The sequence below is a fragment of the Halomonas sp. FeN2 genome (assembly GCF_020595105.1).
Classification (GTDB): Bacteria; Pseudomonadota; Gammaproteobacteria; order Pseudomonadales; family Halomonadaceae; genus Vreelandella; species Vreelandella neptunia.
This window is the reverse complement of sequence record NZ_CP074200.1, coordinates 4,097,614-4,123,852: the sequence shown is the minus strand read 5'-3', so window position 1 is coordinate 4,123,852 and position 26,239 is coordinate 4,097,614. Positions and strand designations below refer to the sequence as shown.

23 protein-coding genes are annotated in these 26,239 nt (G+C 56.0%); 4 read left to right on the top strand and 19 right to left on the bottom strand.

Annotated features, from left to right (window positions below):
- Positions 1–78 precede the first annotated feature (78 nt).
- The 10 genes from KF947_RS18940 to nrdR form a co-directional block, all read right to left on the bottom strand.
- The gene (locus tag KF947_RS18940; protein ID WP_227404800.1) at positions 79–2,244 is read right to left on the bottom strand and encodes a PAS domain-containing methyl-accepting chemotaxis protein; all 2,166 of its coding nucleotides are present in this window, start codon (positions 2,242–2,244) and stop codon (positions 79–81) included.
- A 161-nt stretch (positions 2,245–2,405) separates the two neighbouring features.
- Positions 2,406–4,976, bottom strand: coding sequence for an endopeptidase La (gene lon / locus KF947_RS18935; protein WP_227404799.1), 2,571 nt, complete (start codon positions 4,974–4,976; stop codon positions 2,406–2,408).
- 115 nt (positions 4,977–5,091) lie between these two features.
- Positions 5,092–6,348: a DUF945 family protein gene (locus KF947_RS18930; protein ID WP_227404798.1), complete on the bottom strand. Its 1,257-nt coding sequence runs from the start codon at positions 6,346–6,348 to the stop codon at positions 5,092–5,094.
- 71 nt (positions 6,349–6,419) lie between these two features.
- The gene (locus KF947_RS18925; RefSeq protein ID WP_133730280.1) at positions 6,420–6,893 is read right to left on the bottom strand and encodes a phosphatidylglycerophosphatase A; all 474 of its coding nucleotides are present in this window, start codon (positions 6,891–6,893) and stop codon (positions 6,420–6,422) included.
- On the bottom strand, positions 6,890–7,879 hold the full coding sequence (thiL, locus tag KF947_RS18920; RefSeq protein ID WP_227404797.1) for a thiamine-phosphate kinase: 990 nt from the start codon (positions 7,877–7,879) through the stop codon (positions 6,890–6,892). The genes KF947_RS18925 and thiL overlap by 4 nt, the downstream gene beginning before the upstream one ends.
- A 36-nt stretch (positions 7,880–7,915) precedes the next feature.
- Positions 7,916–8,410: a transcription antitermination factor NusB gene (gene nusB, locus KF947_RS18915; protein WP_007114491.1), complete on the bottom strand. Its 495-nt coding sequence runs from the start codon at positions 8,408–8,410 to the stop codon at positions 7,916–7,918.
- The gene (ribE, locus tag KF947_RS18910; protein WP_133730278.1) at positions 8,407–8,895 is read right to left on the bottom strand and encodes a 6,7-dimethyl-8-ribityllumazine synthase; all 489 of its coding nucleotides are present in this window, start codon (positions 8,893–8,895) and stop codon (positions 8,407–8,409) included. Before ribE ends, nusB begins: the two co-directional genes overlap by 4 nt.
- On the bottom strand, positions 8,895–10,079 hold the full coding sequence (gene ribBA / locus KF947_RS18905; protein ID WP_133730277.1) for a bifunctional 3,4-dihydroxy-2-butanone-4-phosphate synthase/GTP cyclohydrolase II: 1,185 nt from the start codon (positions 10,077–10,079) through the stop codon (positions 8,895–8,897). The genes ribE and ribBA overlap by 1 nt, the downstream gene beginning before the upstream one ends.
- A gap of 72 nt (positions 10,080–10,151) precedes the next feature.
- Positions 10,152–11,336 carry a bifunctional diaminohydroxyphosphoribosylaminopyrimidine deaminase/5-amino-6-(5-phosphoribosylamino)uracil reductase RibD gene (gene ribD / locus KF947_RS18900; RefSeq protein ID WP_133730276.1) on the bottom strand — a complete coding sequence of 395 codons (1,185 nt, stop codon included), beginning with the start codon at positions 11,334–11,336 and terminating at the stop codon, positions 10,152–10,154.
- Positions 11,333–11,824, bottom strand: coding sequence for a transcriptional regulator NrdR (gene nrdR, locus KF947_RS18895; RefSeq protein WP_133730275.1), 492 nt, complete (start codon positions 11,822–11,824; stop codon positions 11,333–11,335). Before nrdR ends, ribD begins: the two co-directional genes overlap by 4 nt.
- A gap of 211 nt (positions 11,825–12,035) precedes the next feature.
- On the opposite strand from nrdR, the gene KF947_RS18890 reads away from it, so the two are divergent.
- The 3 genes from KF947_RS18890 to dsbG all read left to right on the top strand — a co-directional run bounded on the left by KF947_RS18890 (position 12,036) and on the right by dsbG (position 15,635).
- Positions 12,036–13,826, top strand: coding sequence for a sugar phosphorylase (locus KF947_RS18890; RefSeq protein ID WP_227404796.1), 1,791 nt, complete (start codon positions 12,036–12,038; stop codon positions 13,824–13,826).
- A gap of 134 nt (positions 13,827–13,960) precedes the next feature.
- The gene (locus KF947_RS18885; RefSeq protein ID WP_227404795.1) at positions 13,961–14,776 is read left to right on the top strand and encodes a TlpA disulfide reductase family protein; all 816 of its coding nucleotides are present in this window, start codon (positions 13,961–13,963) and stop codon (positions 14,774–14,776) included.
- A gap of 79 nt (positions 14,777–14,855) precedes the next feature.
- Entirely contained in the window at positions 14,856–15,635 is a 780-nt protein-coding gene (gene dsbG / locus KF947_RS18880; protein WP_227404794.1) for a thiol:disulfide interchange protein DsbG, read from the top strand.
- Positions 15,636–15,928: 293 nt separating this feature from the next.
- Here dsbG and KF947_RS18875 read toward each other — a convergent pair whose 3' ends face one another.
- The 7 genes from KF947_RS18875 to KF947_RS18845 all read right to left on the bottom strand — a co-directional run bounded on the left by KF947_RS18875 (position 15,929) and on the right by KF947_RS18845 (position 21,603).
- Positions 15,929–16,945 (bottom strand): c-type cytochrome, encoded by a 1,017-nt coding sequence (locus KF947_RS18875; protein WP_227404793.1) that lies wholly within the window; start codon positions 16,943–16,945, stop codon positions 15,929–15,931.
- Positions 16,942–17,607 (bottom strand): c-type cytochrome, encoded by a 666-nt coding sequence (locus tag KF947_RS18870; protein ID WP_227404792.1) that lies wholly within the window; start codon positions 17,605–17,607, stop codon positions 16,942–16,944. Before KF947_RS18870 ends, KF947_RS18875 begins: the two co-directional genes overlap by 4 nt.
- A 27-nt stretch (positions 17,608–17,634) precedes the next feature.
- Complete coding sequence (locus KF947_RS18865) at positions 17,635–18,954, bottom strand: ATP-binding protein (protein ID WP_227404791.1); 1,320 nt, start codon at positions 18,952–18,954, stop codon at positions 17,635–17,637.
- A complete protein-coding gene (locus KF947_RS18860; protein ID WP_227404790.1) occupies positions 18,951–19,652 on the bottom strand; it encodes a response regulator in 702 nt (233 codons plus the stop codon). The genes KF947_RS18865 and KF947_RS18860 overlap by 4 nt, the downstream gene beginning before the upstream one ends.
- A gap of 127 nt (positions 19,653–19,779) precedes the next feature.
- Positions 19,780–20,184, bottom strand: coding sequence for a DUF6691 family protein (locus tag KF947_RS18855; protein WP_133730268.1), 405 nt, complete (start codon positions 20,182–20,184; stop codon positions 19,780–19,782).
- Positions 20,185–20,219: 35 nt separating this feature from the next.
- Positions 20,220–20,687: a YeeE/YedE family protein gene (locus KF947_RS18850; RefSeq protein ID WP_227404789.1), complete on the bottom strand. Its 468-nt coding sequence runs from the start codon at positions 20,685–20,687 to the stop codon at positions 20,220–20,222.
- A gap of 49 nt (positions 20,688–20,736) precedes the next feature.
- Complete coding sequence (locus KF947_RS18845; protein ID WP_227404788.1) at positions 20,737–21,603, bottom strand: MBL fold metallo-hydrolase; 867 nt, start codon at positions 21,601–21,603, stop codon at positions 20,737–20,739.
- 228 nt (positions 21,604–21,831) lie between these two features.
- On the opposite strand from KF947_RS18845, the gene htc2 reads away from it, so the two are divergent.
- Positions 21,832–23,448, top strand: coding sequence for a methyl-accepting chemotaxis protein Htc2 (gene htc2, locus KF947_RS18840; protein WP_227404787.1), 1,617 nt, complete (start codon positions 21,832–21,834; stop codon positions 23,446–23,448).
- Positions 23,449–23,722: 274 nt separating this feature from the next.
- Here htc2 and KF947_RS18835 read toward each other — a convergent pair whose 3' ends face one another.
- Both KF947_RS18835 and KF947_RS18830 read right to left on the bottom strand, forming a co-directional pair.
- Complete coding sequence (locus KF947_RS18835; RefSeq protein WP_009288458.1) at positions 23,723–24,943, bottom strand: hypothetical protein; 1,221 nt, start codon at positions 24,941–24,943, stop codon at positions 23,723–23,725.
- Between the two features lie 60 nt (positions 24,944–25,003).
- Positions 25,004–25,912: an HAD-IIB family hydrolase gene (locus KF947_RS18830; RefSeq protein ID WP_227404786.1), complete on the bottom strand. Its 909-nt coding sequence runs from the start codon at positions 25,910–25,912 to the stop codon at positions 25,004–25,006.
- Positions 25,913–26,239 lie beyond the last annotated feature (327 nt).

The following is a 26,239-nucleotide window of genomic DNA, read 5'->3' as shown; positions in this document are numbered from 1 at the left end:
GAAGGGTGGCATGTAGTGAAAGGAATGGAGGAAAATCAGCTATCTATATCCCATTAGAAGCGTAATGCCCCATGAGCGCTAAAACTCTTCCCATTGGTCGGTACGAGGCTGCGCTGAGGATGATTTAGCACTCTGCTCGGAAGGGGCTGGCAAACTGCGGGCAGCTTTGCTGAGTGCCTGGTTAGCGCGCTGTAACTTGGCCCGCGCCTCTTTGATGCTCTCATCTTGAGCGCCTTCCAAACGGAACGCATCGACCACATTGGCGAGTTCAAACGCTTCAAGGGAGAGGTTATCGGCTGACGCGGCAATCGACTGGACTTTAGAGGCGTTCTGCTGGGTCACAAGATCCATTTCAGCAATCGCCGAGTTAATTTGACCGATCCCACTGCTCTGCTCGCTGGACGCAGTGCTGATCGACTCCATCAGTTCACTGACCCTACTCACCTGCTGAGAGACCTCCTCGATCGCCCGCTCTGCCTGTTCAACAGCACTGCGACCACCGCTGACCTCCTGGGTGGTGCTATCAATCATCTTACGGATTTCCTGGGCGGCATCGGCGCTGCGACCGGCCAGATTGCGCACTTCGCTGGCGACGACCGCAAAACCACGGCCATGTTCGCCCGCACGAGCGGCTTCTACCGAGGCGTTGAGAGCCAAAATATTGGTTTGAAAAGCAATCCCGTCGATCACGCTGATCATCTCGGTCATCTTTTCCGCACTCTGGGCGATACGCTGCATGCGCTCCACCAGCTGCTGCATTTGCTGCCCGGTCTCTCGAGTGCTCGCCGCATTTTGCACTGCCAGGTCGGTAGCCTGGCGGGCATTCTCGGTGTTCTGCTGAACCGTCGAGGTCATTTCCTCCATGCTTGAGGCGGTCTGCTGAAGCGACGACGCCTGCTGCTCCGTACGTGAAGAGAGCTCCTCATTTTCAGCGGCTATCTGCTGAATCGCCGGGGTGACGACGGATACCCGACTCTCTACATCGCCCACGATGCTGGAGAGGCTAAAGCGCATAGTGTCCAGGGAGTAGAGCAGCTCGCCCAGTTCATCGTTGGTTTGGCGGCGTTCACGGGCCGCCAGGTTACCTGCGGCAATTTGGAAAGTGATATAGCGCGCGCCCGACAAGCTGCGAAACACGGACTTCAGAATCATCACGCTCAGGCCGATCATGACTAAAAAGCCAATGGCCAGCAGCACCAGCTGAGCAATTAGCAGCTGTTGACGCCCGCTTTGCGCCTGGGTGACCAACGCTTCGGCATCGGCGCGCACCTGCTCTACCAGGGTGCTATTCATCTCGCGCAGTGATTCAGTGGTCGGTACCACGATGTCATTAAAGGCTTCAAAGGCCGCGAATCCATTACCCTCTTCAATCGCCACAAGGGCGGTTTGCACCGCTGCCCCCCAAGTATTCAGCGCGCTATCAAAGGCCTGGGCGGTCTCATCACTGACCGCTTCATCCGCGTAGTAGCCCGCCCACAGCGTCTGCATAGCATCGGTATATTGACCAATATCTGCGTTGACGGCCTCCAGGTCAGCCCGACGAGGGTTACGCACCGCAGGTTCCAGCATACCAACCGTTTGACCAATATAGCGCTCGATATGCTGCAGCGAGGCCACATCGTTCAACCCTGAACGATTAATGGTTTCCAGCCGTTCGCCAGAAACCATCAGCGCATAGACGCCCAATCCCCCTGAAAGGCAGAGCAACAACAACGATGCCAACACCATACTGGTGAGCTTGGCTTTCAGACTAGAGAACTGAAAGCGCGACAGCATGCCGGTCAAGCCTTTACGGCGCAGCGTTCCATGGGCTAGCGCATAGTGGCGGGATTTGCCCTTTTCGCGAATTTCAGCGTAGATTTTTTCTGCTCTGGCAACGGCCTTACCAGCGGCTTTGCGGCGCACTGAGGTGTAGCCAACGATCCGCTCTCCGTCTCGGAGTGGTGCAACGGTAGCGTGCACCCAGTAGTGATCGCCATTTTTACGTCGGTTTTTGACCACGCCTTGCCAAGTGACCCCGGCTTGGATGGTTTTCCAGAAGTCAGCATAAGCTGCTTCGGGCATATCAGGGTGACGAAGAATATTGTGGGGGGCACCGATTAGCTCTTCACGGCTATAGCCACTGACCTCAACAAAGGTAGGGTTGGCGTAGGTCACATTGCCTTTTAAATCCGAGCGAGAAATGAGTACCGCTTCCTCACTCAGAACATACTCACGTTGGGTCACGGGCTGATTATTGCGCATTAGTTCTCCAAGAATTAGATGTTCTTAATTTTTATTAAACATACGCTATTATCAGTGTGGCTATTGTCAGCGTACCAGTGAACAAATGTAAAAAAAGCGCCTTACTTTCGTAAGGCGCTTTTAAAGGTTAAAAAAACCTTGCTAAAAATAAAATCAACTCTCTATTTTCGACCAAACACTACATCCGCCACATCGCGGTAGCGCTTGGCAAAGTGCACTGTCATGCCCTCTTTTAGGTATTCCGGCAACTCTTCGTAATCACGCTTATTGGCATCGGGCAGAATTAATTCAAAGATATCGCTGCGGCGGGCAGCAATGACTTTTTCACGAATACCGCCAACGGGCAGCACTTGTCCGGTTAACGTCAGTTCGCCGGTCATCGCCAAAGGCCGATCAATCGCATGGTGTTTGGCCAGTGACAGCAGCGCAGTGGTCATGGTCACACCCGCCGAAGGGCCATCTTTTGGCGTCGCCCCTTCAGGTACGTGCAGGTGTACAAACGCCGAATCAAAGAAGTCGGCATCGGCGCCATACTCTTGCAGATGGCCCAACGTATAGCTGTAAGCGATATTAGCCGACTCCTGCATGACTTCGCCCAGCTTGCCGGTCAGCTTAAAGCCACGATCCAGAGAGTGAACTTTGCCCGCTTCGATGGGCAGCGTTGCCCCGCCCATAGAGGTCCACGCCAAGCCGGTCACCACCCCTTCGCCGGTGAGCACTTTTTCCTTGCGGAAAATCGGTGCACCCAAGAACTCCTCCAGGTTTTTGACCGATATCTTGACCGATTCTGGCTCCTCTTCGAGCAGCTTAACGGCGGATTTACGCACAATGCGGTGCAGTTGCTTCTCCAGTTGGCGCACCCCTGCTTCCCGGGCGTAGCCTTCAATGACCTGTTTCAAGGCAGCATCGGACAGACTGATACGCTTTTTCGTCAGGTTGTCGCGCTTGAGCAGCTTCGGCCAAAGGTGATTCTTGGCAATTGCCAGTTTCTCTTCGGCGATATAGCCGGAAAGACGGATCTGCTCCATACGATCCAGCAGCGGCCCAGGAATCGAATCCAGGGTGTTGGCGGTGCATATAAACAGCACCTTGGAGAGATCCATGCGCACATCGAGGTAGTGATCGAGGAAGTCAACGTTCTGCTCAGGATCAAGCACTTCTAGCAGCGCCGAGGCGGGATCGCCCTGGAAGGACTGCCCTAGCTTGTCGATCTCATCCAGCATGATAACGGGGTTTTCGACCTCGACTTCCTTAAAGGCCTGCACCAACTTGCCGGGCATAGCGCCCACATAGGTACGCCGATGGCCTTTAATTTCCGCCTCATCGCGCATGCCGCCTACAGAGAAGCGGTAAAACTGACGCCCCAGGGCTTCAGCAATCGAACGCCCAATGGAGGTTTTACCTACCCCTGGCGGGCCGACCAACAGCACAATCGAGCCACCTACGTCGCCTTTAAACTTGCCTTCGGCCAGAAATTCGATAATGCGCTCTTTAACGTCTTTCAAACCGTCGTGGTCGCGATCCAACACCTGGCGGGCATGGGGCAGATCCAACTGATCCTGGCTGGTGACGCCCCAGGGCAGCGAGGTTAGCCAATCCAGATAGTTACGCGTGGTGCCATACTCTGGCGAACCGGTTTCCAACACGCTGAGCTTATTGAGTTCATCGTCGATACGCGATTGAACGCGTTCGGGAACCACCAGCGACTCCAAACGCGCTCGAAAGGTATCTACATCGTTTTCGCGATCATCCTTGGAGATACCCAATTCACGCTGGATAACCTTGAGCTGCTCACGCAGGAAGAACTCGCGCTGGCGATCCTGCATTTGCGCGTTTACCTGCTCGCTGATTTCGCCCTGTAGCAGCGCCACATCGATCTCTTTACGCAGCAGCGGTAGCACCTTCTGCATCCGCTCTTCTACCGACAGTGTCGCCAACACATCCTGAAGCTCGGGGCCCTTGGCGGAGGTAATCGCGGCGGCAAAGTCGGTCAACGGGCCCGGCTGATGCGGACTAAAACGGTTGAGGTAGTGCTTGAGTTCTTCCCCATACAGCGGATTAATCGGCAGCAGTTCTTTAATGCCGTTAATGATCGCCATGGCGTAGGCACGGGTCTCTTCATTCTCCGCGTCAACCGGCTCTTTAGGGTAGGTAACTTCGACAAGGTAAGGCGGCTCTTTGGAGAGCCAGCGGGTAATTTTGAAACGCTGAAGGCCCTGGGCGATAAACTGAATCTGATCGTCTTCGCCTTTAAGTTTGTGCACTTTGACCGCGGTACCGATCTCCGGGAAACCTTCATGATCCAGTGAGGTAACGCCCTGCTCGCCGACAAAGGCAACACCTAGGGTGTGGTGCGGCGTGTTGCCCACGCGGCGCATGGTCTCTTCCCAGCGCTCGCGATTAACCACCAGCGGCTGTACCTGGGCAGGAAAGAATGGCCGATTATGAATAGGCAGCAGGTAAATACGCTCAGGAAGCATTTCACTGGCAGGAACCAGGGAGTTTACCCGCTCGCCGTCTGAGCGGTAATCATTGCCACCCTGATGGTTACCCTGTTCTTGAGCGCTCTTTTCAGCACTCCCATTAATGCTCTTTTCACTACTACCTTCACTACCGGTGGCTTCACTACTGGGGGCTTCACTACTAGGAGCGTCGTCAGTAGTGGATGATTGCTCGTCATCAAGTTGCCAATCAAGATCTTCAGCGTCGCGTTCGTAATCCTGGTCGCTCATGCGTCCTCCAATGAACCGATACCGGCGGTGACAACCGCCTAGCGTTGTTCATGGAATGCGGGCAGTGCGCCGAAACTTCAACCCTTCACGAGTAGAACAGTCGGTTTAATAACGCTTATTCAGGCCAAAGTTCGGGCATCGGGCGCCCATTAACACGCCACACGCCGCGCACCACATCGAACTGCAGTTCACGAGTGCCAAGCGGGAGCCCTAACCATAGCGCGGCGACGGTGGGCGCTTCATGCCAGGTGAAGTCACCATCAATACGCTCCAGCCATTTTGCCTGCTCTTGCTCTTTATCGAGGTCAACTACGCTAAGCTCATCTAGCTGGCGGGCATCAAAAAACAGCGCGCCATCCGCATCCAGACGAATACCTAACAACGGACTTTCGATGGCAACGGTCATGACATCTAAACGCGGCGAGTCGCTAAGCACTTTACGCAGATCAGGTTCAAGACGGGCCAACAACCCCTCGGCCATGGGTAGACTAGCGTCTCCCCAGGCGGCTTCCTGGCGCAAACGGCGTATCACTTCGCGCACTGCATCGGCATTCAGGCGGGAAAGCTCCATCTCTATACGACCACTGAGCAGCGGCATGTCCGGCGCTTCAGAAGGCACCATCACATCGCCTATTTCTAGGTCACCTTTAATACGTAGCTCGCTCTCATCCAGCACCATGTGGCTATTCAGGTCGAGGGGTGAGAGCTGAATATCATAGGAAGGGTAGCTAAGCGTCAGCGTCTCAATATGCAGATGGTCGCGTTGAGCAAAGTGGTAAGCATCATCAATATAGGTATAGCGGCTTTCGAGCACAGTGGGGCCTACCGCAAGCTGGGCCATCCCGTCAATAAGGGTGAGTTGATCAAACAGCGCGCGTAGTCGCCAATCACCAAACACCCCTTCCAAGCGCAGCCGACCGCCGCGCACGGCTAGCTCACGACCATTTTGTTGAATAACGAAGGGAGCAAGGGCAAGGCGCAGTTCGCTATGACCACTCAGGGTATGGTAGCGCCCTTGCCAGCGCGGCACAGATGGAGCAGAGACTTCACCCACAGCTTGCTGTAACACGGTATCGAGGCGGGGTAACACAGTGCCTTCGACGTCCGTGCTTAAAATGCCGTGTCGCGCGCGATAGGTAAGCTCAAGGCGCCAGGGGCGGCCCAGCAGCGGGGACAGAATCAGCCTACCCTGGGAACTTAGCCAACCCTGACGACTCTCTGTACGGTTGACCCGCCACTCCCCCCGCGCCTCCAGGTCTTCGAGCGCTTGGCGCAGGCTGCGCTCAAACAGCACGCTGGAGAGAAGCTGCGCTGCCATCCACACGACGGCTATGATCGCCAGTGTGGGGACAATCAGACGTTCCTTGCGCATGCTACCTCCTTGAAGCCAACGCGCTCGAAAAAGTTATCCACCGCTTCTGCTCTCTCACCACTTATTCCAGTTTAGTGCAGCCAGAACCAGAGGTGCATAGTACTCCAGGCGTAGACCCCTGCCATCACGTCATCGATCATGATGCCAAATCCGCCCGCCACGCGGCGATCAGCCCAACGGATGGGCCAGGGCTTAAAGACATCAAAGATGCGGAATACGATAAAACCCCATAACGCAGCCTCCCAAGAAAAAGGCACCGCCGCCATCGTCAGCCAGTACCCCACAAACTCGTCCCATACAATGCCGGAGTGATCGTGCACCCCTAAATCATGGGACGTTTTATCACATAGCCAAACACCGACAATGAAGGTGACAAAACAAATGCTCAGGTACCACCCCAGGGGCAATTCCGCCATCATCCAGTAGAACGGAATTGCCGCTAGCGTGCCAAAAGTACCCGGTGCCCAAGGCACAGTACCGCTACCTAAGCCGAAGGCAAAAAAATGTGTTGGGCGACGCCAGACACTTTTCGGTGCACGATTCATGGCGCTTCCCCACTAAAATGCTGCCAGCCAGCATAACCACTTAAATCACTTTGATCAGAAGCACTAACGCCCAACGTTTCACTACAGCGGCCGATAACGGTCAGCGAGAGGCCCAGTGGCACCAAACGCTGCTGCGCCTCGGCGACGTCGTCAGCGCCCAGCGTAACCAGCAGTTCGTAATCATCTCCGCCGGAAAGCGCCGCTTTTAGCGCAGCTTCCCGCCCTAGCGTGCTTTCCAGCTCGTCCGCTAGTGGTAGTGCATCTAACGCAATGATGGCTCCTACCTGCGAGGCCTCGCGAAGATGCGCCAAATCAGCCAGCAGCCCATCGGAAATATCCAGTGCAGCGGTGGCCAGGCCTCGTAGCGCCAAACCCGCCGCTAAGCGCGGTTGGGGCAATAGGTAGCGACTCAACAACGGATGCGAAAGGTCACGCTCGCCCTGCTGCCAAAGCGCCAGCCCCCCTGCCCCACCGCCTAACGCACCGGTGACGGCAATCAAGTCACCCGCCTGGGCACCGCCGCGGGTTAACGCTTCACCTACCGGTACCTCGCCCATCACAGTAACGCCTATGGAAAGCGCACCGGAAGTGACGTCGCCTCCCACCAGCGTAGTGGCGTGCTGTTGGCTAAGGGCATGAAAGCCCTGTGCATAGTCGGCCAGCCAGGCCTGGGTAGCTTCATCATCGGCAAATTGGCGCTGATCCAGGGTTAACGCCATTAAGCACCAGCGTGAAGTCGCCCCCATGGCGGCCAAATCGCTCAGAGCAACGGCCAAGGCACGATGACCCACCGCGAATGCCGGGGCTTCGCGGGGAAAGTGTACATCCACTACCGAGGTATCAACGCTTACGACCAGCTGTTGGCCTGCTTGCGGTACCAGTAGCGTGGCGTCGTCACCACATCCCAGTGTGACACCATTTGACGCGGTCGACGCCTCCTGCGACGACATAAAGTAGCGTCGAATCAAATCAAATTCGGCAAGCACAAAGGCCCCTTAAACGCTGTGTCATACCGCTCGCGTTCAGAGACGGCGAGCGCTGACCTCGGCACTGCGCAAGCGAATCGCCAGCTTGTCGAGAATGCCGTTCACGTATTTATGGCCGTCGGTGGCGCCAAATGACTTAGCCAGCTCAACGCCTTCGTTAATCACTACACGATAGGGTACTTCCATCCGGCGGGAAAGCTCGTAAGCGCCCAACCGTAGAATGGCCAACTCTACCGCATCAAGATCTTCTAAGCGGCGGTCTAGCAGGGGGGAGATCTCACGATCCAGTTCAGCTTTGAAACGCACGGTGTTGTGGAGGAGTTCGTGAAACAGTGCTTTGTCAGCAATCTCCATCACCTTCACCCAGTTTTCGTGATCTTCAAGATCGTCATCGGCGACCTGGCTACGAAACTCGGCTTCAATGGTGGTGATGGATTTACCCGTCATGTGCCACTGATAAAGCCCCTGCACCGTTAACTCACGCGCCGCGTGACGGCCCTGCTGAGCAGCAGAGGGTTTACGCTCGCTCATTGGGTATCTCCTGACGGCAGCGCGCGGAGCAGAGAAACCATTTCCATGGCGGCCATGGCAGCTTCGGTGCCCTTATTTCCGGCTTTGGTACCCGCGCGCTCAATCGCCTGTTCGATGGTTTCAACGGTTAACACGCCGTTAGCCACCGGCGTATCAAACTCAAGCTGCAGGTGATTAATCGCCGTATTGCAGCCGCCCGCCACGTATTCAAAATGCGGTGTGCCACCGCGAATGACCGCACCCAGGGCAATCACTGCATCGGGCTTCATCACCTTTAGTACACGCTTCACCGCCAGTGGGAGTTCCCAGGCGCCCGGCACGTGAACGATATGAATATGTTCTGCGTCTACGCCATGGCGGGTCAAACTGTCGACGGCGCCTTCCACAAGACTATCCACCACGTGATGGTTAAAACGGCCGACCACGATGACATAGTGGCCATCAACGTCAACAAAGGTACCTTCAACTTGAGTGAGGGAGTGCATCAATTTAATCCTGCTGATTCGTCCTGCTGAGAAATTGGCTCATACGCCGTGTCATTTGGGCCCAAACGCTCTACGACTTCAAGATCAAAGCCGGACAGCGCCGAAAACTTCCACGGTGAACTAAGTAATCGCATTTTACCTACGCCTAAATAGCGCAGAATCTGGGAACCGGTGCCGATGGTTAGGTAGTTACCGGCACCGTCGGAATCACTGGTACGCGGCTGGCGCACGCGATCCAAAAAGATATCCAGCTGGTCTTTCAAATCCTGGTGCGGGCGACCATCGTCAATCAACACAAACACGCCTGGCGCGGCACCGGCAATCTCTTCCAACGCGCGGTGGGCATCCCAGCGGCACTGCTCGCCTTTCATTAAGCCCATTACGTCACGCAGCGTATCGGCAAGATGCACACGCACCGTGGTGGCCTGTTCCGGCGTGGGTTGACCATTGACCAGCGCCAAATGATGGGCGCCCTGGATACGGTCGCGGAACACGTGCAGCGCAAGCTCGCCATGGGAAGTCATTACCGTTGACGCTTCCAGATGATCGATGGTCTGCTCATTGACGATACGGTAATGAATCAGATCCGCGATGGTGCCGACTTTAATGCCGTGCTCTTGGGCGAACGCCTCTAGCTCCGGGCGTCGCGCCATGCTGCCATCATCATTCATGATCTCGCAGATTACACCGCTAGGGTCACAGCCTGCCAGTGCTGCCAAATCACACGCCGCCTCAGTGTGCCCGGCACGACGCAGCACGCCACCCGGCTCTGCCATCAACGGAAAGATATGGCCTGGCTGAACGATATCGGAGGGTTTTGCATGAGGTGCTACGGCAGCTTGCACTGTGCGCGCTCGATCCGCTGCAGAAATGCCGGTAGTGACACCTTCGGTTGCCTCAATGGAGAGGGTAAATTTAGTGCCAAAACCGGAACCGTTATCGCGCACCATTAGCGGCAGATTAAGCTGCTCGCAACGGGCGCGCGTCATCGGCATACAGATCAAGCCGCGGGCGAAACGAGCCATAAAGTTGATATGCTCAGCCTGCACTTTTTCGGCAGCCATGATGATATCACCTTCATTTTCGCGATCCTCATCGTCCATGAGAATCACCATTTTGCCCTGGCGGATATCGTCCACCAGCTCGGCGATAGGGGCTAAGCCTCTAGAGGAGGGGTGCGCCATGGAATCTCCAATTAATGTAGTCACGAACGGTTATCGCGAAAGTGTCGCGTGAGTTAGTCATGATTTTGCGCGTCAGGTTACCTTGCTCTCACTAAATTCGCCAGATGGGCCAGTTTCGCTAGTCGCCTGAGGGGAAGCGATAATGCGCCAGTCGCGCCCCACCGCTCGCATATCGTGAATGGTTAACCGCCGCTGATCGGCCATACGTGAGAGCCCTGGCAGCGCAAAAAGCGGCCGTGCTTCGCCACCTAGCAGTGTGGGGGCAACGAACAGCTGCAGCTCATCGACCAGCGCCGCATCGAGCATAGCGCCCGCCAGCGTTGCACCGGTTTCCACCAGCAATTCGTTGACCTGCTCATTTTCGGCTAACCACTGCAGCATTACCACCAAGTCGATACGGCCATCGCTACCGGCGGGCAACACCTGCACTTCAGCGCCCGCCTCGGTTAGCCGTTCACGCTTCTCTTCCGAGTGATCTGGCGTAGCGATCACTAGCGTACGCCCAGGCTCGCTTAAACAGGCCGCCGCCAGGGGTAACCGCAAGTGGGTATCTAAAATCACCCGTAGGGGCTGGCGGCGAACCACTTCGTCAGCGTTGTCGAGCTGTAGCTGCTCTGCTCGTAGCGTCAGCCGAGAGTCATCCATAATCAGCGACTCCACGCCGCTTAATATTGCGCTGGAACGCGCCCGTAGCCGCTGTACCTGAGTACGCGCTTCTGGCCCGGTAATCCACTGGGACTCCCCCGACCCCATGGCGGTACGACCGTCTAAACTCATTGCCATTTTCAGGCGCACAAAGGGGCGCTGTTGGGTCATGCGAGCAATAAAGCCGGGATTCAGCACGCGCGCTTCAATCTCCAACAATCCCACTGCCACCTCAATACCCGCCTCCTCAAGCAGACGAATACCACGGCCACTCACTTGCGGGTTGGGATCCACCATGGCAATCACCACCCGCGACACCTTCGCTTCCTGGAGCGCCACCGCGCAAGGGCCGGTGCGGCCTATGTGAGAGCAGGGCTCCAGGGTAACGTAGGCGGTCGCGCCCTGGGCTTGCTCACCCGCATCATTCAAGGCGTTGATTTCGGCGTGGGGTTCACCGGCACGCAAGTGAAAGCCTTCGCCGACAATTTGCTCATCGCGCACAATCACACAGCCGACCCGCGGGTTGGGATCCGTGGTGTATAAACCTTTTTGCGCCAGCTGCAGCGCCCGCGCCATATAGCGATGGTCTGCTTGGCTAAAGGCACCGCTCATTGTGACGACTCGCTGCCTTGGCTCGGTCGTGAAGAGGGCTCTTGTGACAGCCGATCAATCTCAGCACGAAACTCATCCAGATCCTGAAACTTGCGATATACCGAGGCAAAGCGAATATAGGCGACGTGATCGAGGGTTTTAAGCGCTTGCATGACCGACTCACCAATATCGCGGGCGTTGATCTCACGATCACCCCGGGCGCGTAGGGTTTGACGAATGCGCTCCACCGCCGCTTCAATGGCTTCAGCACTGACCGGGCGCTTCTCCAGGGCACGCAGCATACCTGCCCGCAATTTGGCTTCATTAAAGCTCTCGCGGGAGCCATCGGACTTCACCACCCGCGGCATGACCAATTCAGCGGTCTCGTAGGTGGTGAAGCGCTCTTGGCAGCTCGCACACTGGCGGCGACGGCGTACCTGGTCACCATCGGCTACCAGTCGCGAATCTGTCACTCGAGTATCATTTGCACCACAAAAAGGGCAATGCATGGCGGTCAACCTATTGTCAGCTCGTGTCGGCGTGCCGCACGAGTTAGCGTGTTATAACCTGTCAATGTGTGTGCTATTAATAGCGTTTTAGCAGCAGCAACTGCCATAAGCTAATGTAGCTTAGCGTTTAAACGCGATATCAACCTCGCATTGTAACGATTTGGCACACAAGCTGCAGCGTTTGTGGCAGATTGTTTATCAGGAGCACCCCATGCCCACCTTTGAGCAGACCGTCCACGATACATTTTCAAATACCGTTCATGACTACCTCAGCCACCTTTACGGGCCCCGGGCGGGGGAAGTGCAGCGCCGCTTAAACCAGCGTCTAGAGCATTTTAAGTCGCTTGCTCCGTTTTCACCCAACCCCGTCGGAGCCAGCTCTAAAAACGCACCATCTTGGAGCGAAAAAGATCAGTGGGTGATCAGCTACGGCGACTCCATTATTGAAGATAATGTGCCGCCGTTGGCAGTGCTTAGCGACTTCCTTCAAGCGCGGTTGGGCGATCGCATCAGCGGCGTACATGTACTGCCCTTCTTTCCCTGGAGCAGCGACGACGGTTTTTCGGTAATCCACTACCGGGAAGTGAACCCCGACCTTGGTGATTGGTCACATATCCGCGAGCTCGCCAGTCATTACGATTTAATGGCCGACCTGGTGCTCAACCACGTTTCACGGGAGTCCCTCTGGTTCGTGGATTACCTGAGCGGCAGCCTGCCCGGCCGCGACTACTTTATCGAAGTCGATCCAGAGACCGATGTCTCCCAGGTGGTGCGGCCGCGCAGCAGTCCGCTGCTGGTGCCCGTTTCAACCCGGCGCGGTACCCGCTACCTGTGGGCGACATTCTCAGAAGACCAGCTTGACCTGAACTTTGAAAATCCGGATGTACTGCTGGAGTTCGTGGGTATCTTGCTGTTCTACCTGGAGCAAGGCACGCGGATTGTACGTTTGGATGCGGTGGCCTTTCTGTGGAAGCGGTTGGGCACCTCCTGCATTCATCTGCCGGAAACCCATACTGTGGTGCGGCTGCTAAGGGCGATTGTGGATCATGTGGCCCCCGGCACGCTGTTGATTACCGAAACCAATGTGCCACACCAGGAAAACATCAGTTATTTTGGTTTAAATCGGCTACCCGCGGGGGCGCCCGACGAAGCCCATATGGTGTATCAGTTTGCCCTTCCCCCGCTGCTGCTGCACACCCTCACCCGGGGCGAAGCGAGCACCTTGCAAACATGGCTTGCCAGCCTTCCGGTACTCCCCGACCAATGCACCTACCTTAATTTTACCGCCAGCCACGATGGCATTGGCGTGCGTCCCTTGGAAGGTTTATTGCCTGACCACGAGCGTGATGCCCTGCTGGAGCTGATGCACAAATTCGGCGGTTTTGTCAGCATGCGTAGCAACCCCGATGGCAGCGATACGCCCTACGAGATCAATATCACCTGGTTTGAAGCCATGCGTGGCACCCGCCGTGGCCCCGACCCGTGGCAGGTTGCGCGCTTTCTATGCAGCCAGGCGATTATGCTGAGTTTGCAGGGTATCCCCGCGCTGTATATTCACACGCTAACGGGCACGCTCAACGACGTTGAGGGGGTTGAGCGCAGTGGGCGGCTACGCTCGATCAACCGTCGGCGCTGGCAGCGTAGCGAGCTAGACCTGCTGTTAGATAGCCCTTCAACGCCCACCCACGATGTCTTCCATGCGTTAAACCGGCTATTAGACCAGCGCCGTCATGAACCCTGCTTTCACCCCAATGCCGCCCAGCGGGTGTTGGTCTCGGCACCGGAACTGCTGGCGGTAGAACGCGGCCCACTGCATGACGGCCGCCGTTTACTGGCGCTGTACAACGTCACCGATCTGCCGCTCCCCTTAGAGAACGTGGGCGAGGCAGTTACCCAGGCACTTGAAAAACACGCCTGGCAAGCGCTGGATCCCGCTAACCCCTGGGTCGCAGAAGATGCGCTGCCGCCCTACGCGGTGCGTTGGCTGGTAGCCGATCGCTAATACCACTGAGAAGACTCAATTTTCAAAAACTGTCGGTTGCGACATATCGCCCCAGGTATACCGCGCATAATACCTAAATAATGTCGTGCTGCGACAATGCCAGCACTGCATTATTTTAGGGGTTATTTTTTCTTATGCTGCAACAGAGTGTTGCCCTGGGCCCGGTGGGCTTTAGTATCCACCAACTCTTGATTGGCTTGGCTTTTTTATTGGCGCTGCTTGCCGGTGCGCTGCTGGGTCGGCGCCATCGGGTGCCCGTCAGCGATACGCTATTTACGCTGCTGTTTGTTGCTTTTATTGGCGCCCGCCTGGTCTTCGTAGTGCGCTACTGGGGCGAATATGATGGCCTAGTTTCGCGCCTGGATATTCGCGATGGCGGCTTTGATATTGTTGGCGGTATTGTTATCGGCCTTGCGTATACCAGTTGGGTTTTATGGCGCTCACCACGCCAGCGGTTTCCACTGACTGGCGCACTGTTGGCTGGCGGCCTTATGTGGGGGCTCGCCGCAGGTAGCGCTACCTTGATAGATCACCAATCTCGCCCTTTACCGGATATTGCGCTGAATACCCGCACAGGTGAGCCCATTGATCTACCGCAAATGTCGCAACAGAGCCAACAACCTATAGTGGTCAACCTATGGGCCAGTTGGTGCCCGCCGTGCATCCGCGAAATGCCGGTTTTTGAACAGGCGCAAACTACTGAAACCGACATCACCTTTGTATTCGTTAATCAAGGGGAGTCACCCGCCCATATTGAGGCGTTTATGAGTGAACACGGCTTCTCACTGGAAAACGTATGGCTTGACCCAAGCAATGCGGTTGGTCAAGCCACCGGAGCTCACGCCATGCCAACCACCCTCTTTTATGATGCCGATGGTCACCTGGTCAATACGCACTTTGGCGAGCTTTCCAGCGCAACTCTGCAGCGTGGGCTAGAACGATTGCGCTGACCTGCTCTCTTATCAGTCGTCTTCTGCTACTTTTCCACACCATTTTTCTAATGCCATATCATTAAAACAGGACGTTGTAATGCAATTAACCCGAAACACCATTAGCGGCTTTTTGTTACTGGTAGGATTGGTGGGCACCTCTGCGATCGCTGCCGACGAGCTCCCCGCCCCCATCCAGGCACTGGCCGATCAAGGCTTAGAGATTCATGGCCAATTCGATGCCCCCGGCGGGTTGCGCGGCTACGGTGCCAGCGTGCAGGGCCAGGACATGGCGATTTACCTGACACCAGATGGCGAGCACGCCGTGGTGGGTACGCTAATGGATAGCGAGGGTAATGACCTTACCGAAGCGCAGTTGGATGAGCATGTACGGGCACCGCTAGAGGAACAAACCTGGCAGCTATTAAGCGAAAGCCACTGGATTCAAGATGGCAACGTTGATGCTCCCCGGGTGATTTACACCTTCACGGACGCCAACTGCCCCTACTGCCGCCAGCTTTGGCAAGACGTTCGCCCCTGGGTGGAAGCAGGTAAGGTGCAGCTACGTCATATCATGGTCGGTATCTTAGCGCCCGACAGCCCTGGAAAAGCAGCCGCCCTACTCGGCGCCGACGATCCGGCAGCAACGCTGCATGCCCATGAAAGTGGCCAGCAGGAAATCGAAGCCAGCGCCCAACCAAGGGAAATTGAAGAACAGGTGTATACCAATAACCAGCTGTTCGAGGAGCTGGGGCTGTATGCCACCCCCACCTCGGTTTTTCAGCGGGAAACAGAGAACGGCAACGTGCGTCTTGACCGCATTCAAGGTATGCCCAGTGATGAGCGGCTGATCGAGATGATGGGTAGCGAAGCGCCGTAATCATCGCGAGCTAAAGCTCCCTCCCACTACTGACTTTGGGCACCGGGGCAGTTGTCTATTGTGGAAGGGCGCTTCTAGCGCGCGAAGGGTGCCGCTGGCGCCCCTTAGTGTCTTCCGGCTGGAAGCCAAAATGGTCGCGAGCTAAAGCTGCCTCCCACCGCTAACTTTTTGCACCAGGGCAGTTGCCTATTGTAGGAGGGCGCTTCCAGCGCGCGAAGGGGCCGGAAGGCCCCCTTGAGGTCAAGCTAGCTAGAAGACCAAACCTTGTGAACTGTATGCTCTTTCTCTTATTGCTACTCCTCGGAAAGGTTTTCAAACCTCGGCATCCCGACGTTCCAGGGTTTAATGTCGCCCTTCTCCCCGAAGTTGTCGTGGTCACCGAGTACATGGCCGTCGTGTTCGCGGGTTTGCCCGTACAGTGAGCGGTTATGAAAGGTCGAGCCGAAGCGCTCGGCTGTCTCGGCGACATCGCCCGTATAGCGGGGGTCTTGGGGGCGCTCTTGGCTGTTTATGTAGTAAGCAATATCCCAGGCGTCTTGATCGCTGAGCGACCGCGGCTGACCAAGCGGCATATTTTGGTAAATAAAGCCCGCCATGGTTTCTACTCGCGCGATCCCCGCGCCCCAATTATTTGAGCCGTCGCCCCAAGGGGCTGGAAATACGTATTCGCCGTTTTCATAGTGGCCAGAGCCATCGTTCTGATGGCATATCGAACAATTTTGCTGGTAAGCCGCTTCGCCTCTAGCGTAGTCGGGCTCTTCAGCTGGCTCATCCGGCGCGGGGAAGCCACGCCCATAGATCGGTTTGTCTGGATACATCGGCGCACCGGTGGCCAGCCACTGATGGTAGGCGCTCAGCGCCAGCATTTCATCGCTGCCATACTCCGGTGGCACGCCGTTCATGGAGTAAGCAAAGCAGCCTGCGATACGCTCTTCCAGGTTATTCACATGCTGATTCTTACCACGGAAATCCGGCAGCGTGATAGCCGCGGCCCACACTGGCGCACTGAACGGCACCCGCCCTTCGCCCAAATGACAGCTAGAGCAGTTCATATCATTGAACACGTTCTCACCACGCAACTGCTGCGTATTGGTGAATAGATCATGCCCATAGCGGATGACTTTCTTCAGCTCCGGATGAAGTTCGGAATTCTCAAGGTCTTCCATGGTGGGGGGCTCGTGTACCAGCATATTCAGCGCAGCATCTGGGCGCTCTTCCGGCTGGGCAAAAACCGTGGCCGTATAAACGGTACCGAACCCAAGCGAGCAGCCGGTCAGCGTTATGACGAGGGAGCGACGACAGATGATCATTGTGCTGTCTCCTGTTCTTCTGAACCGGGTTGCGTGGCATACCAGGCAGACACCGCCTGAATGTCGTTATCGCTCATGCGTTTGGCAATGGCCCCCATGAGATTCTGCGGGTCGTTGCTGCGCGTCTCGTTTTTCCACGCCGTCAACTGAGCGCTGATATAGCCAGCATGCTGGCTGGCGACACCTGGGAAGGTACTGCCAACGCCCGTACCACCGGGCCCGTGGCAGCTTTGGCAGGAAACAATGTAAGCGTTCCAATCGCCGCGTTCGGCAAGCTGTTGCCCCCGCGCCAGCAGCGCTTCTTCGGCCTCATCGCCGCCTTGCCCCGGCGTTACCGGCATTTGGCTATAGTATTCGGCAACATCGGCTATCTGCTGATCGTCGAGCATATTGGCAAACGTCACCATGGTCGCGTTTTGACGCTGCCCGGCTTTAAAGTCGTGCAACTGCTTAGCGATATAGTCGGCATTCAGCCCGGCTAAGCGCGGCCATGACTCACCGTTGGGCACATTCATACCGCTGCCATCGGCCTGATGACAGGCTGTGCAGGTCGCCGCTGCAGCCTGGCCTCGCTCCGCGTCACCCTGCTGCGCCAGCGCGCCTCCGGTGACTAAGCTAATCCCTATCAGCAGGCCAAACCTGCTTAAGCATTTTTTATTCATCTCGGTTTCTCCCTTGCGTTATCGTTGTCAGCTACCCGCCACTGGCACCACCAGGCGGGCGGTAAAACCACCTTCAGCAGGGCTGACAAACGTCACTTCGCCACCAAAGCGTTCGGCGATAGCTGCCACAATGGCTAACCCCAGCCCACTGCCCTGCTGTTTACTGGCGCGCCAGAATCGTTGCGTTAATTGTTCAAGCGTCGCGCCATCAACACCTGGGCCTTGGTCGCTAACGCTAAAGGTAAGATGACGCTCCCCTGGCTCCCACTGCGCACCAAAGGTAACGGGGGCATTGGCGGGCCCATGGCTAATAGCGTTATCGAGCAGATTACGCAGCGCGGTGATAGCCAGTTCGCGGGGCATCGCAAGAGCGACATCAGGCCAATGGGGCGGGACTATAAAGCGGGCTGATGTGTCGTGTTGGCTATCCGCCAGGGCGTGTTCTGCCACATCCGCAACGCGGCTAGCCTCACCATCATCAAAGCGCACACGCCCCTCTACACGGGCCAGCGTGAGCAGTTGGTCAAGGGTTGAGCTCAACCGCACCACGCCCTCTTCAGCATAGTTGAGCGATGTTATTGCGGCCTGACCTTCGACCCGGCGAGCCACTTGCAGGTGGGTTTTGATCGCAGTAAGCGGTGTGCGCAGTTCGTGGGCGGCATCGTTGGTAAAGCGCTGCTCACGGATAATGGTTTGCTGTACGCGCGCCAAGAGCGCATTAAGGGTCTCAATCAGTGGCCGTATCTCTTTGGGTAGGCCGTAGGTGGCGACCGGGGCCAGCGCATCGGGGTGGCGATTGGCAAGCGATTCGCGCAGCCGTGTTAGCGGTGCTAAGCCACGCCAAACTCCCAGCCAAAGCGCAAACATGCTGCCCACCAGCGCTACGATAAAGGGCACCACGGTCATGCGTATAACGCCGCTAAGCAGCATATCGCGCTCATCCATACGATCAGCGGTGGTAATCACAATGCCACCGCGCTCGTAGGTAAATACCCGCCAGGTCACATCGCCTGCCTGGCGATAAGTGTGGCCGCCCTCTCCCGGGGCGAGAATAGCGTCCATGTCGGCATGGGTGCGCGCCATGATTTCGCCTTGGGGCGAGTGCACTTGGCAGGCCAGCCCCTCAATGGGCGGAATAGACAGCACTGGATGCTCGGCATCCTCCCATACGTCAAACGGCAGCTGCAGGACTAACCCGGCCACCATTCTTGCCGACTGCGCTAAGCGCTGATCCAGGGTTTCCACAAACTTCTCTTCCAGGTCGCGCATCAGCCACGCCGCCGCCACACCCCAGAGCAGTGCCAGCGTTAACCCCAGAGTCAGCAGCAAGCGCGCGCGTAAACTCATAGCTGCCCCTTGTAGGGCGTACCAGCCACATGTACCGCTTCGGGTTTGCCCAACCGATAGCCAAGCCCGCGCACTGTTTCAATCACGCCGCTGCCCAGCTTGCGACGCAGATGGTGGATATGCACATTCAGCGCATTGCTCTCAACATCGTCGTTCATACCGTAAAGGCTATCTTTGAGTTGGTCGGCTGACAGGACGCTGCGTGGCGATTGCAGGAAGGTTTCAAGCAGCACCAGCTCCCGGCGAGACAGCATAATCAGCTGTTCATCGACGTAGACCTCCCGAGCCGTTGGATCTAAGCTGAGTGCGCCGTGGGCAATCAGGCCGCTGCTGCGCCCTGCTACCCGGCGAAGCAAAGCGTGCAAACGCGCTACCAACTCATCTAAATCGAAAGGTTTCACCAGATAGTCATCGGCGCCGCCCTGCAGTCCATCCACCCGGTCACGCACCGCATCCCTAGCGGTTAACACCAGCACGGGAACGTCGTTACCCTGCTCACGCCACTCGGCCAACAATTGAAGGCCATCGCCATCGGGCAATCCGCGATCAAGAATGACCACATCACTGGCCACCGTTCGCATCGCCTGACGGGCAGCGTTCACCGTAGAGACGTGATCAACCACGAAATCGAAGGTCATTAATCCAGCGCGTATACCCGAAGCAACCAGCGGGTCATCTTCAATCAACAAGACGTGCATAGCGGTTTCCTATTTATTACCCATCAGCATGGCTGACGGGCATTAACCCAGCGTTAAGACAAATAAAAACGCCCTTGCCGTGATGGCAAGGGCGTAGGCATGGCAATCGTCGAATAAGGACGAATGGCTAGGCGAGACGCTTAGCAACAAACCACCCCAACACCATTGTCACCAGCATGGCCAATAGCGGTAACGAAAGACCGCCGATGGAGGCAATCGCCGGCCCTGGGCAGTAGCCGGAAAGCCCCCAGCCGATGCCGAACAGGGCAGCGCCCCCTAACAACTTTGCGTCCAACTCACGTTTGGTCGGCAACTGAAAGACGCCACCCAACAATGGTGCAGTACGCTTGAATACCAGCCGATAACCAACAAAGGTGGTGATGACGGCCCCGCCCAATACGAACATCAGCGTTGGATCCCAGGCGCCCGCTACGTCTAGAAACCCCACTACTCGCGCGGGGTCGGTCATGCCTGAAACAGCCAGGCCGATACCGAAAAGTAGCCCCGCCGCATAGCCCGCCGCTGTTTTCATCCAATTGCTCTTGTTTGACTGACTCATTGAACTATTCATTGAACGCCACCTAAACCTAGCAAGTGGCGCGAGATGTAAACGGTCACTAGCGCCGTCAGCAAAAACATACCGGTGGCTGCCATAGAGCGTGGTGCCAAACGCGCCAGGCCACATACGCCATGGCCGCTGGTGCAGCCACTGCCCAATCCGGTGCCCACACCCACCAACAGCCCAGCCACCAGCATTAACCCTACGTCTCCTACTGGTGCGCCAATCACCTGGCCAGGGCTTTCGGCAACGTTGCCTAAACCACCACCTAGCGCCATAAGCAGAAGCGGGCCGCTTATCAGCCCTAACAGAAAAGCCACTCGCCAAGCGCTATCGCCCTTGGGGCATTGGGTTATCAAATTGCCCACGATGCCACTGATACCGGCGATACGCCCCAGCGTTGCCATCAGCCAGGTAGCAGAAAGCCCGATCAACACACCCCCAACCAGCCCTTGTAAGCCTGCTGTCCAATCCACTACTGTCTCCCAAGCATTCCGCTTTCACAGGTTAAAAAAATAGAAACGGTTAGAAAAAATTAATCGGCACTTTGAGATAGACGGTGCCATTCTCTTCCGCTGGAGGCAGCTCCCCCGCACGCATATTGACCTGCACAGAAGGAATAATGAGCCGTGGCATGCCTAAGGTGGCGTCACGCTCGGTGCGCATCTTCACAAACTCGTCTTCGCTGATGCCTTCATGAACATGGACATTCTCACTACGCTGTTCCGCCACGCTGGTTTCATGCTGAAAGGTATCGCGACCAGTGGCTTTATAGTCGTGACATAAAAACAATCGCGTCTGCTCGGGAAGCGCTAACACTTTTTGAATAGAGTGATACAGGGTGCGCGCATCACCGCCGGGGAAGTCGCACCGCGCGGTGCCATAATCCGGCATAAATAGCGTATCGCCGACAAAAGCGGCATCGCCCACTACGTAGGTTAAACAAGCTGGCGTATGCCCTGGGGTATGCAGCACACGGCCTTGTAATTGGCCAATCGTGAAGGTATTCCCTTCTTCGAACAGCGCATCAAATTGGCTGCCATCCCGGGCGAACTCACTGCCCGCGTTGAACGCCTTACCGAAGATCTCCTGCACCTTCACTATGTTGGCACCAATGCCGGTTTTACCGCCTAACTGCTCATGCAGGTAAGGCGCCGCCGAGAGGTGGTCGGCATGTACATGGGTCTCCAAAATCCAGACAACATCGAGATCGTGCTCGCGAATAAAGGCGATGATGTTGTCAGCGGATCGCACGTCGGTTCGCCCAGCGGCATAATCAAAGTCGAGCACCGAATCTATGATCGCGCAGGCACGGCTATCGGGGTCTTGAACGACATAGCTAAAGGTGTTCGTGGGCTCATCAAAAAAGTGCGTAACGATTGGGCGTTGCATCGCTGTCTCCCATGGGGTGGAAATCTCATTCTCATACGGTAGGGACAGCATAGTTCATTTTTCGTTCTATATTTAGATCATTTTAGAATATAAAGGTGCTACTATCCACAATATAGCTATGCGCAAAATAGCGTTCGTCAGGTATTTCGCTAAGGTCTGCTCTGTTTAGGCCGATAGTGAACGAATAGGGAATGGGTTCCTTACTTCATTACAATAACTAGGAAGAACATGACTCACTTAACAACCACACAAAAACTCTGGGGAACGCTGGGTATTATCTGGGTTGCCATGCTGCTTTTGGTTGGCTGGCTGGCCTGGGAAAACCGCCAGACAATCGAGAATGAACGCCGCGACAGCATTCAGTACGTGGTGGAAAGCGTGCAAAGCCAAATCGAAGCCCTGCAAGAGCGGGTCGCCGCCGGTGAGCTAAGCCTGGACGAAGCGCAACAGCGTGCCATTGATAATATGTCCACCGTTAGCTTTGGGGCTGGTGAGTATATTTTCTCTTTCAACGATGACTTACTTATTATCTCCCACCCCAGCCGTGACCCCGGCACTGACATGACCAACTATGAAGATGCCAGCGGTATGGCGCTATACCCAGAATTGCTGCGTGTCGCCCAAACAGGCGGTGGCCACGTTGACTACTACTCTACCCGCGCGGGTGGCGATGAGCAGTTGCCGAAAACCAGTTATGTAGCACACCTTCCCGAGTGGGATTGGTCACTGGCGACCGGTGTTTATGTCGATGATATTAACGCTGCCTTTATTGCCGGTTTGATTCGCTCGATAGTCATACTGCTGATCATTGGCCTTCCGGTAACGCTGCTGATGGGGTGGGTTATTCGTGATGTTTCTCGTCGTTTAGGCGGTGACCCACGCTACGCCGCCAGCGTAGTGCGACATATCGCTGATGGCGACCTGACCCAAGTTACTCAACTTTCACCAAAGGATCAGCAGAGCCTACTTTTTAATATCAATCGCATGCGCGAGGCACTCGCTGAGACGATTGGCGATATCCACCTCGGCGCGAGTCAGGTCAACAGTGGCGTAGAGCAGATCGTTGGCGTTAACGAAGAGCTTTCCACCCGTACCGAACAGCAGGCAGCTTCATTAGCCGAAACGGCCTCCAGCATGGAGCAGCTTACCGCCACGGTTAAGCAAAATGCCGAGCACGCCGATCACGCGCGTACGCTTGCCACCCGAGCGGCCGACAGTGCGCAGCGCGGCAGTGACTCGATGTCAACGGTGATCACCACCATGGCGACGATTAACGAAAGCGCCACTCAAATGAGCAGCATCGTTAACACCATTGACGGGATCGCCTTCCAAACCAACATTTTGGCCCTAAACGCCTCGGTGGAAGCCGCGCGCGCAGGCGATCAGGGCCGTGGTTTTGCCGTGGTTGCCAATGAGGTTCGTCAGCTAGCCAGCCGCTCGGCTGCCGCCGCCCAAGAGATCAAAACGCTGATCGAAGCGTCGGATAGCAAAGTGGTGGAAGGTAGCCGCCAAGTAAGTGACACCGGGGATGTGATCAATGGCATGGTCGCTGACATTAAACAGCTCAGCACACTGGTTCAGGAAATCTCTGCAGCCACCATTGAGCAGAGCAGCGGCATTGAGCAGGTCAACCAGGCGGTAACGCAAATGGATCAAATGACCCAGCAAAATGCCAGCCTGGTGCAACAGAGTAACCACGCCACTCAAACGCTCGCACAGCTCAGCGCCCAGCTGCGTCAGTTGGTTGCTCACTTCCGCATTAACCAGAGCGCTGGGCATGCACATGCAAGTCTGCCAGCCTCTTCCCCTGCCCCGCGGGCAGCCTACCAGGACAGCGATTTTTAGTCTCAATATCCGCTGAGTGAAACCACTCAGCTATCTAGATGTTGTGGGAAGGCGCTTATAGCGCGCGAAGGGTGTTGAAAGCACCCCTTAGGTTAAGCTGGCGAAGTGCCTGAACATTCGCGAGCTAAAGCTCCCTCCCACAGGTTTAGATATCTCCCACAGGTTTAGCTATTTTCCTAGCGGGGATAATTCCACACTGAGTGAATACGAGACAAAAAAGGCCAACTCCCCTTGGGTAGCTGGCCTTTTATTGTCTATATCGTGCAGGAAACGCCTAAACCTTACCCTGGTTATCCAGTTCTACTGCCTCGTGCATGCGCGTGAGCAGATCCGGCACCGCGGCCTGAACACGATTCCAGCTGGGGATAAAAGGTCGCTCTCGCGGGTTATCCATAAAAAGATTGCCCGCTTCGAGCAGGTTACTGGCAAACAGCTCCACGGCCTGCTCTTCGCTGTGACGATCAAGACTTAGACCGTTCATCGTCGCATCGTGGTCATAGGCTTCGATCAAATCCAGCGCAAAGCGGTAGTAGGTGGCTTTAAGCGTGCGGAAGTCTTCGCTGCTAAAGGTAACCCCCTGGGTAGCTAGTTTGCGATAGAGCGCTTTTGAAATATCCAGGCTCATGCGGTTTAAGCCGCTATCAGGATCATCTTCGCTAACCGGCTGATGCTTGTGGTCGTAGGCATCGGCAATATCCACCTGGCAGAGCTGGCGCAGGGAGTAGTTGCGCTGTAACTCCGACAAAACGCCAATTTCCAGCCCCCAGTCTGCGGGCATACGAATCCCCTCGAGCACTTCACTACGCATCGCAAACTCACCTGACAGCGGGTAGCGAAAGCTATCCAGATAATCGAGGTAGGGCATCGGCCCGCAAACCGTTTTAAGCGCCCGCAGCAACGGCGTGACTAATAGTCGAGAGACGCGACCATTTAGCTTGCCCTCGGCAATACGCGGGTAATAACCTTTGCAGAAGCTGTAGTTGAAATTAGGGTGCGCCACGGGATACATCAAGCGCGCAAGTAGCCCCCGCTCATAGGTCAAAATATCGCAGTCGTGAAGCCCTACTACCGTCGAGCGCCCTGATGACAGCATATAGCCTGCGCAATACCACACATTGCGCCCTTTACCAGGCTCTAACGCGCCTAAACCGTGCTCTTCCAGCTCCGCATCCAGGGCACGCAGCCGTGGGCCATCGTTCCATAAGATGCGCGTGTGCTGCGGCAGGCGTGAGAAAAATTCCCGAGCATATAAAAATTGCTCGCGATCGGCTCGATCCAGGCCAATGACAATTTCATTGAGGTACGGGACTTTAACCAGCTCATCGACGATTGCTGACAGCGCCGGCCCTTCCAGCTCAGAAAAAAGCGACGGCAAAATCAGCCCCATTGGACGCCGTCGAGCAAACTGGCACAGCTCTTGTTCAAGCGCTTCCACCGAGCGCCGGGTAAGGTTGTGAAAGTCCGTAATAATACCGTTTTGATGAAAGTCACTCATGCGCTTACCTCCCTGGATTCAAAGTACTGGAGTCAAAGTACTGGACTCAAAGAACTGTACTCAAAGGATCACGACATCTCTCTTCTCCGCCGTCGCTAAACGGCGGTCATCTCGCCCCCACCAGTAGACCACCCCCTCGGCCCAGCCGGTAGGCCCTGTTGCATCCGTGCGGTAAATAGAAGCGTTGCAGGGTTCTACGGCTAAGTCATGGCAACCTCGAATTACCACCGCTTGATCCACCGCTTCGAGCATGGTGATATCGTTTGGCCCATCCCCTAACCCCAATGAAAGAGGCGTTCGGCCTCTTAACGCCGTGAAACGTTTAACCAGCCACTCAACGGCACTTCCTTTATCGGCGGAAAGTCCCATCACATGCCAAAAGCGCCCGCCTTGAGTAAGCTGTAGCCCATCCCCTTCTAAAGCGGTGCGAAACGTCTCTAGAGCTGCCTCGGAGTCCTGCCACAGCAGCGGCTCACTACCTTCCCGCTGCCGCGCATCCCGGGCGCGAACCGCATCAAGCCCGGTGAGCTCCATCACCTCAGCTACGCTCATCTCTCCCATGCGAGTGAAACGAATCCCCAGACGCTCGCGCCAAACCTTCAACCGGGCACGAATAAAGCCAATATCCACACCAGGATGCTTGATAACGACGCCATCACGGCCACTCCCTGGGCGGTCTAAGCGCGCATGGCACCAGCCTGGCGGTAGACCAATAACCGCACCGTTTTCAGCAATAAACGGCGTTGCCGTGAGACCCAGGGCTTCGCGCAGCGGAATCAGTTCGGCACGGGTTTTACTGGTCACCGGAATTACCGGCACCCCCATCTGCTTTAAGCGGGCAAGCCAGGGAGCCGCGGGACTGAAGTCATAGCTGTGATGATCCAGCAGCGAGCCATCTAAATCGGTCACTACCAGACGTGGCTGCAGAGCAGGATCAACCGAAGGGGTTGACTGGGCGGATTCAGGCATAGCACTACCTCTCTTCGGCCTTAACGCTTCGTTAAGACGTCATGTCTCGGACACCTAAATAGCTATGGCCAGCTATTAATTGCTATAGAAAGCATAGCAATTCATAAGCCAAAACAGAGAAGTGTCGATTCAACAGAGGGTTACAGGACTTTTTTGCGGGAAAAATGTATCGCAACACTCGCAAGCACCAAAAAGAGGCAGTTTTAACGCACCAAATAAGTGCAAGAAAAATCACGAGGGAAAATAAAGCTATAAAAAAACGTCACAGGTCTTGGCAACGTCTCATAAATAGCTATACTGAAATTGTACCCACTGGTGATCCTGTAC

What these genes read in the sequence shown, in the direction of transcription:
- KF947_RS18865 (WP_227404791.1), bottom strand. Translation starts at nt 18,954, where the DNA reads ATGAGTTTACGCGCGCGCTTGCTGCTGACTCTGGGGTTAACGCTGGCA.
- KF947_RS18925 (WP_133730280.1), bottom strand. Translation starts at nt 6,893, where the DNA reads ATGAATCGTGCACCGAAAAGTGTCTGGCGTCGCCCAACACATTTTTTT.
- KF947_RS18930 (WP_227404798.1), bottom strand. Translation starts at nt 6,348, where the DNA reads ATGCGCAAGGAACGTCTGATTGTCCCCACACTGGCGATCATAGCCGTC.
- ribD (WP_133730276.1), bottom strand. Translation starts at nt 11,336, where the DNA reads ATGAGCGGTGCCTTTAGCCAAGCAGACCATCGCTATATGGCGCGGGCG.
- KF947_RS18890 (WP_227404796.1), top strand. Translation starts at nt 12,036, where the DNA reads ATGCCCACCTTTGAGCAGACCGTCCACGATACATTTTCAAATACCGTT.
- htc2 (WP_227404787.1), top strand. Translation starts at nt 21,832, where the DNA reads ATGACTCACTTAACAACCACACAAAAACTCTGGGGAACGCTGGGTATT.
- KF947_RS18870 (WP_227404792.1), bottom strand. Translation starts at nt 17,607, where the DNA reads ATGAATAAAAAATGCTTAAGCAGGTTTGGCCTGCTGATAGGGATTAGC.
- KF947_RS18885 (WP_227404795.1), top strand. Translation starts at nt 13,961, where the DNA reads ATGCTGCAACAGAGTGTTGCCCTGGGCCCGGTGGGCTTTAGTATCCAC.
- KF947_RS18835 (WP_009288458.1), bottom strand. Translation starts at nt 24,943, where the DNA reads ATGAGTGACTTTCATCAAAACGGTATTATTACGGACTTTCACAACCTT.
- dsbG (WP_227404794.1), top strand. Translation starts at nt 14,856, where the DNA reads ATGCAATTAACCCGAAACACCATTAGCGGCTTTTTGTTACTGGTAGGA.
- ribBA (WP_133730277.1), bottom strand. Translation starts at nt 10,079, where the DNA reads ATGGCGCACCCCTCCTCTAGAGGCTTAGCCCCTATCGCCGAGCTGGTG.
- KF947_RS18845 (WP_227404788.1), bottom strand. Translation starts at nt 21,603, where the DNA reads ATGCAACGCCCAATCGTTACGCACTTTTTTGATGAGCCCACGAACACC.
- ribE (WP_133730278.1), bottom strand. Translation starts at nt 8,895, where the DNA reads ATGCACTCCCTCACTCAAGTTGAAGGTACCTTTGTTGACGTTGATGGC.
- KF947_RS18860 (WP_227404790.1), bottom strand. Translation starts at nt 19,652, where the DNA reads ATGCACGTCTTGTTGATTGAAGATGACCCGCTGGTTGCTTCGGGTATA.
- KF947_RS18830 (WP_227404786.1), bottom strand. Translation starts at nt 25,912, where the DNA reads ATGCCTGAATCCGCCCAGTCAACCCCTTCGGTTGATCCTGCTCTGCAG.
- lon (WP_227404799.1), bottom strand. Translation starts at nt 4,976, where the DNA reads ATGAGCGACCAGGATTACGAACGCGACGCTGAAGATCTTGATTGGCAA.
- nrdR (WP_133730275.1), bottom strand. Translation starts at nt 11,824, where the DNA reads ATGCATTGCCCTTTTTGTGGTGCAAATGATACTCGAGTGACAGATTCG.
- KF947_RS18940 (WP_227404800.1), bottom strand. Translation starts at nt 2,244, where the DNA reads ATGCGCAATAATCAGCCCGTGACCCAACGTGAGTATGTTCTGAGTGAG.
- KF947_RS18875 (WP_227404793.1), bottom strand. Translation starts at nt 16,945, where the DNA reads ATGATCATCTGTCGTCGCTCCCTCGTCATAACGCTGACCGGCTGCTCG.
- nusB (WP_007114491.1), bottom strand. Translation starts at nt 8,410, where the DNA reads ATGAGCGAGCGTAAACCCTCTGCTGCTCAGCAGGGCCGTCACGCGGCG.
- KF947_RS18855 (WP_133730268.1), bottom strand. Translation starts at nt 20,184, where the DNA reads ATGAAAACAGCGGCGGGCTATGCGGCGGGGCTACTTTTCGGTATCGGC.